This window comes from Pseudomonas sp. K5002, from assembly GCF_013386655.1.
Taxonomy (GTDB): domain Bacteria; phylum Pseudomonadota; class Gammaproteobacteria; order Pseudomonadales; family Pseudomonadaceae; genus Aquipseudomonas.
This window is the reverse complement of the sequence record NZ_JACARK010000087.1, coordinates 1-5582: the sequence shown is the minus strand read 5'-3', so window position 1 is coordinate 5582 and position 5582 is coordinate 1. Positions and strand designations below refer to the sequence as shown.

The window sequence follows — 5582 nt, the reverse complement described above, 5'->3', positions numbered from 1 at the left end:
CGGCCGTGCAGCGCATCAACGCCGGCGACCTGCGCAAGGTGGTGCTGGCCCGCGAAGTGCGGTTGACCACCTCACGGACGATCCCCTGTGGCCCGCTGCTGGAAAACCTCAAGGCGGCCTATCCCCAGGCGTACCTGTTTGCGTTCAGCCGTGGTGACAGCTGCTTTCTCGGCGCAACGCCGGAGCGGCTGGTGCGGGTGACTCGTGGCACGCTGAACACGGTGGCGTTGGCCGGTACTTGCCCGCGTGGTCGTCACGAGCAGCACGATGCCGAACTTGGCCAGGCCTTGATGGACAGCCCCAAGGACCGCCACGAACACACCCTGGTGGTTCAAACCCTGCGCGAAGCATTGCAGCCCTATTGCGCGATGCTCGACATTGCCAGCCAGCCGCAGTTGCACCGGCTGGCCAACGTGCAGCACCTGTTGACGCCGGTGATGGGCCGCTTGCATCCCCAGGTGCAATTGCTGCAACTGGTGCAGGCCCTGCACCCGACGCCGGCGGTGGGTGGCTTGCCGCGACGTGAGGCGATGGCCTATATCCGAGAGCACGAGCAGCTCGACCGTGGCTGGTACGCAGCGCCAGTGGGCTGGATGAATGCGCAGGGTGATGGTGAATTTGCCGTGGCGTTGCGCTCGGCGTTGATCAGAGGCTGTGAGGCGCACCTGTTCGCCGGCTGCGGCATTGTCGCCGAGTCGGATCCCGGGAGTGAGTACGAGGAAACGTGCTTGAAGCTGCGGACTATCCGCGATGCCTTGCGGCCTTCGGACGGAGTGCAGGTGGCGTCAGCCTGAGGAAGGCTCTCGCCCGGCAGGCCGGGCGAGAGCATGCAGCGTCTGGATCAGTTCAAGCCAAGCTTGCCACGCAGTGTGGACAGGTCTTCCGCCAGGGTATTGACCGGGCCAACCAGGGCTTTGCGGTCGGCTTCCTTGACCTTGTCGTAGGTCTCGAAACCGCCATCCTTGGTTTTGTACTTGGCCAGGATCTTGTCCACGGTGGCGAAGTTCTTGTCGACTTTGGCAACGAAGGCCTTGTCTTGCTTCTCGATCTGCGGACGGAACAGGTCGACGATTTTCTTCGCGCCGTCGATGTTGCCCTGGAAGTCATACAGGTCGGTGTGGCTGTAGCGGTCTTCTTCACCGGAGATCTTGGTCGCGGCGACTTCTTCCAGCAGAGCAGCAGCACCACCGACGACTTTTTCCGGCGGGAAGGTCAGGCCGTCCACGCGGGTTTTCAGGTCCAGTACGTCGCTGTTGAGCTTGTCCGCCAGGGCGTCGAGGCCTTTGGTGGTGTTCTCGGAGAACAGGCTGTACTCGATGCGGTGGAAGCCGGTGAAGTCTTCGGCTTTCACGCCTTTCTCGTGGTCGTCCACGCGGGAGTCGATGGAGGCGTCGAGATCGCTGAACAGTTCGGCGATCGGCTCGATCGACTCATAGTGCACACGGGTTGGCGCGTACAGCTTCTTGGCGGTCGCCAGGTCGCCTTTTTTCACGGCGTCGGTGAACGCCTGGGTCTGGGTGACCAGCTCGCCGATTTCTTCGGTGACATAGATCTTGTAGTCCGACACCGGCCCTACCAGGTCCAGCGGCGCGGTGGCGGCGAAGGCGGCCAGCGGCGAAAGGCTCATTAACAACGACAATGCGAGAGACGACTTCTTCATGGGACGATTTCCGCTCTGGGGTTTGTTTTAGGTTTTGGCAGTGGTTTGTGGATGTGTCGCATCAAGCAGCGTGCGCCCGATGAAATCCTGGGCCCCGGTGACGCCTGGCAAGGTGAAGAAGTAACCGCCGCCAACCGGCTTCAGGTATTCCTCCAGAGGCTCGCCGTTGAGCCGGGTTTGCACGCTGATAAAGCCTTTCTCCAGGTCAGCCTGATAGCAGATGAACAACAGCCCCATGTCCAGCTGACCGTTTTTGTTGACGCCGTTGGAGTAGTTGAACGGCCGGCGCAGGATCAGGTTGGCCTGGGTCTGTGCAGTACGCGGGTTGGCCAGGCGGATGTGGGCATCGAGCTTGGTCAACTTGCCTTCCGGGTCCTTGCTGTAGTCCGGGACCTGGGTTTCTTTCTGGCCGTCCATGGGCGCGCCACTGGTCTTGATCCGGCCAATGATGCTTTCTTGCTCTTGCAGCGGGGTGCGGTCCCAGCGTTCGACGAAGTTGCGGATGATCCGCACCGCCTGGTAGCTGCCATTGGCGGCCCAGGCCGGTTCGTCGCTGCCTGGCTGGACCCACACAATCTGATCCATCGCCTTGTTGTCGTTGGAGTTCGGGTTGGCCGAACCGTCGCGAAAACCTAGGAAGTTGCGCGCGCTTTGTGCCGGCTCGCCGGGGCGGGCAGGGGCCTGGGGCGGCACGCTGCCTTCCTGCTTCCAGCGCACCAGCAGCAGGTCCGGCAGGTTTTTCACGATGTCGCGCAGGGCGTGGATGTTGGTGTCCGGGGTGTTGGAGCTGAACTGCAGGCTCAGGTCGCCGTGGCACTGCGCCGGTTCCAGTGCATCGTTGGGGAAACCGACCATGCGGATCAGGCGCTTGGGCTTGGCCGCGGCCAGGCCGAAGCGTTCGTCGAACAACGACTCGCCCACCGATACGGTGATGGTCAGGTTGTCCGGTGTCACCACCGGGCCGAGGATGCCGGAATCGGTAGGCGGCAGTTTCGGGTCGACTTGCACCACGGTGCCGCCGGTCATCAGGAACGCGATACGCTCGTTCAAGGTGCGGAACAGCCGCTCCAGGTCGTCACGGTCGCTGGCCAATACGTCGAATGCCACCAGCATGCCGCAGGCCGGGCGCGGAGTGACGATGCCGGTCTGGTGCTTGCCATGGAAATCGTGGTGGTCCTGGGTCTTTTCACTGCTTGGCGCGGTGGTCACCTGTGCCGCCGCGTTGGCAGCCATTGCCGGGCAGCTCAGGCTGCTGCCGGCAATGGCCGCGCCAGTGGCGGCCATACCCAGCAATACACGACGACGCTGGGCGGAAAATTGTTCTGAATCACTCATGTCTACGGTCGTCTTCACTTCAGGCCGGAAAGGCCAAGGGCGGGGTCGATTCCATCGAGTGCAACGGCCAGAGCCTTGGCCTTGTCGGCGATCTGCTTGCGCTGATCGGCGGTAACGCTGTCATACGAGGCGTAGCGGCCATCGACTTTCAAACCGTTGAGTTCGGCATCGAGGGCGGTGATCGCGCTGTCGATCCCCGGCAGCAATTGCGCGGCAGATTTGGTCAGCAGCGGGCGCATCAGGTCGACCACTTTGCGGGCGGCGTCCAGGTTGGCGGCGAAGCCGTTGAGGTCGGTATGGCTGTAGCGTTCTTCCTCACCGCTGGCGGCACGTACGTCGGCCAGGCTGTTGAGGTTGCGCACCACGATGCTCACCAGTTGCTCCGGCGGCAGCGACTGGGCCAGCAGCTGTTGCTTGAGGCTGGTGACGTCGGTGACCAGGCGCTGGGCAATCGGCGCCAGGCCGTCGAGATTGCGTTGCTGGAACAGGCCGTATTCGAGACGGTGGAAGCCGCTGAAGGCCGGGTCCTGCTCGCGCTTTTCAAAGTAGTCGGCGCGGGCGTTGATCGCGTTGTCCAGTTCCGCCAGGCGTTGCGAAGCCGGGGCCAGGCGCTGGTAAGCCTCGCGGGCCGGTACGTAAAGCGCCTGGGCCTGGGCGAGGTCGCCGGCTTCGATGGCTTGGTCCAGCGCGGTAACGGCCTTGACCAGGGCGCTACCCTGGCTGCTCAGGTACACGCGGAACTCCGACAGCGGGCCGATAAACGCGACCATCGACGGCTTGGCCTTGGCTTGGGCGTCAGACTCGGCAGTCGGTGTCACCTTCAAGGTGCCACGCGGGTTGCTCAGCAGGCCGCAGGTGATCTGGTAGTCGCCGGGCAGCAGGTTGGCGTTGATCACCTGGCTCAGGCCCGGGGCGATGTTCTCGCGCTCTTCGACCACCAGCACGCCGTCGAGGATTTCCCACTCCACGGCACGGTCCGAGCGGTTGATGATGCGGAAGCTGGCGCGTCCGGCCGGTACCGTCAGCGCATTCGGCTCGCAGCTGTGGGCGTGGATGGTGACGGCGATTTCATTGTGGTTGGCCTGGCGCTTGGAGGCGGCCAGTTGCGAGGCGTAGTAGAACAGGCCACCGGCGGCGATCATCACGACCACCGAGCCGCCCACCGCCCAGCGCAAGGCGCGGGAGGGCGGAGCCGGTTGAGGGGTTTGGTTGGACAAGAGGCGGTCCTTACTGGCTGGAAACGGAAGAGGTTGTGCGGGTAGCCGGCTTGCTCGGCGGCGCCGGCAGGAAGAACATCACCAGGGCCACCACCAGGTAAATCAGGTAGGCACCGAGGGTGCTGATGGTCGGGGCGTCCTGATAGCCGAACATGCCGGCCAACACCGAGCCCAGCGGGCCATCCATCGGCAGCGTCGCGCTGAAATCGAACAGTACGGTTTGCAGGTGGTTCCATACCCCGGCTTCGTGCAGGGCTTGTACCGAGTTGGCGAGGATGCCGGCGGCCACCACCAGGATGAACAGGCCGGTCCAGCGGAAGAACGCACCGAGGTTCAGGCGCATGCTGCCGGTGTAGATCAGGAAGCCGACGATGATCGCCAGGATCAGGCCGAGCAGGGCGCCAATCGGCGCGCCCGGACCTTCGCTTTGCTGGAACACGGCCAGCAGGAAGAACACGGTTTCCAGGCCTTCACGGGCCACGGCGAAAAACACCATGGCAATCAGTGCGGTGACCTGGTGTTTGGAGCCGGCCAGGGCATGATCGAGGGATTCATGCAGGGAATGCTTGATGGAGCGCGCGACCTTGCGCATCCAGAACACCATGGAGCTGAGAATGCCCACGGCCACCAGGCCGACGATGCCTTCGAACAGTTCCTGTTGTTTCTGCGGGAATTCGGCACTCACCAGTTCCAGGCCACCGCCGACCAGCAGCGCGAGGGCCGCTGCCAGAAATACGCCGATCCACACTGCGGGCATGTACTGGCCACGGCCAGTTTGCTTGAGGTAGCTGGCAATAATGCCAACGATCAAGGCGGCTTCTATGCCTTCGCGCAGCATGATTAAAAAGGGAACAAGCATTCGGCACCGAATCGTCACTAGATAGGATGCTAAGTTGTAACATAATGATACTCATTACTAAACAGGGAATATTGACCTTTACTGAACCTTGACTGAACGGTGGTGGCAAACCGCATCCGACACTAGAATGCGCGGCATCGTCCCAGTCACCGGATTGCGCCATTCCCCATGTCGGAAAAAGACACGATTTCCATCCAACTGGTCCGCGAAGCCCTGTTGCAGAGCTGCGCGCCGGGTGCGGCGAGCGATGAAGTGTTGACCAAGGTCGGGATTGATCCAGCACTGCTGGGCCAGCCAACCGCACGCGTCCCGGCAACCGCTTACGCACGCTTATGGCGCTTGCTGGCACGGCGAATGGACGATGAATTCTTTGGCATGGACCCGCGCAAGCTCAAATCCGGCAGCCTGGAGTTCCTCTGCCGGGCCTCCATGGCACAACCGAGCCTGGCCACTGCGCTGGAAACCGGCCTGGGGTTCCTGTCGCTGATGCTCGAGCGCCTGCCGGCGCAAC

Annotated in this window: 6 protein-coding genes; 2 read left to right on the top strand and 4 right to left on the bottom strand. The window is 62.8% G+C overall.

Annotated elements, in window-relative coordinates; genetic code table 11:
- On the top strand, nucleotides 1–794 hold a 794-nt coding region (locus tag HX846_RS05300), incomplete at its 5' end, for an isochorismate synthase (protein WP_178965074.1).
- 47 nt (nucleotides 795–841) lie between these two features.
- Here HX846_RS05300 and efeO (HX846_RS05295) read toward each other — a convergent pair.
- The 4 genes from efeO (HX846_RS05295) to efeU are packed head-to-tail and all read right to left on the bottom strand — an operon-like array spanning nucleotide 842 to nucleotide 5071.
- The gene (gene efeO / locus HX846_RS05295; RefSeq protein WP_003218415.1) at nucleotides 842–1660 is read right to left on the bottom strand and encodes an iron uptake system protein EfeO; all 819 of its coding nucleotides are present in this window, start codon (nucleotides 1658–1660) and stop codon (nucleotides 842–844) included.
- 27 nt (nucleotides 1661–1687) lie between these two features.
- Nucleotides 1688–2995, bottom strand: coding sequence for an iron uptake transporter deferrochelatase/peroxidase subunit (efeB, locus tag HX846_RS05290; RefSeq protein WP_178965073.1), 1308 nt, complete (start codon nucleotides 2993–2995; stop codon nucleotides 1688–1690).
- 14 nt (nucleotides 2996–3009) lie between these two features.
- The gene (efeO, locus tag HX846_RS05285; protein ID WP_008436219.1) at nucleotides 3010–4212 is read right to left on the bottom strand and encodes an iron uptake system protein EfeO; all 1203 of its coding nucleotides are present in this window, start codon (nucleotides 4210–4212) and stop codon (nucleotides 3010–3012) included.
- Between the two features lie 10 nt (nucleotides 4213–4222).
- Nucleotides 4223–5071, bottom strand: coding sequence for an iron uptake transporter permease EfeU (gene efeU, locus HX846_RS05280; protein ID WP_003218412.1), 849 nt, complete (start codon nucleotides 5069–5071; stop codon nucleotides 4223–4225).
- A 168-nt stretch (nucleotides 5072–5239) separates the two neighbouring features.
- On the opposite strand from efeU, the gene HX846_RS05275 reads away from it, so the two are divergent.
- Nucleotides 5240–5582: AraC family transcriptional regulator ligand-binding domain-containing protein (locus HX846_RS05275; protein ID WP_178965072.1), on the top strand; the 343-nt coding region annotated here is incomplete at its 3' end.

Bases quoted from the DNA above. Each gene is read 5' to 3' on its own strand.
- efeO (WP_003218415.1), bottom strand. From the start codon at position 1,660: ATGAAGAAGTCGTCTCTCGCATTGTCGTTGTTAATGAGCCTTTCGCCG.
- efeB (WP_178965073.1), bottom strand. From the start codon at position 2,995: ATGAGTGATTCAGAACAATTTTCCGCCCAGCGTCGTCGTGTATTGCTG.
- efeU (WP_003218412.1), bottom strand. From the start codon at position 5,071: ATGCTTGTTCCCTTTTTAATCATGCTGCGCGAAGGCATAGAAGCCGCC.